This is a genomic window from Undibacterium sp. Ren11W, from assembly GCF_049340485.1.
Classification (GTDB): domain Bacteria; phylum Pseudomonadota; class Gammaproteobacteria; order Burkholderiales; family Burkholderiaceae_D; genus Undibacterium.
Map to the genome: position 1 here is coordinate 1 of NZ_JBMPPB010000044.1, position 255 is coordinate 255.

Annotated in this window: 1 rRNA gene; it reads right to left on the minus strand. The window is 49.4% G+C overall.

The window, feature by feature from the left end:
- Window positions 1–255 (minus strand): 16S ribosomal RNA (locus tag ACO0K8_RS22385); the annotation flags it as partial.

The window sequence follows — 255 nt, forward strand, 5'->3', positions numbered from 1 at the left end:
TATTCCTCCACATATCTACGCATTTCACTGCTACACGTGGAATTCTACCCCCCTCTGACACACTCTAGCCATACAGTCTCAAATGCAGTTCCTAGGTTGAGCCCAGGGATTTCACATCTGACTTATATAACCGCCTGCGCACGCTTTACGCCCAGTAATTCCGATTAACGCTTGCACCCTACGTATTACCGCGGCTGCTGGCACGTAGTTAGCCGGTGCTTATTCTTCAGGTACCGTCATGAGCAGCCTGTATTA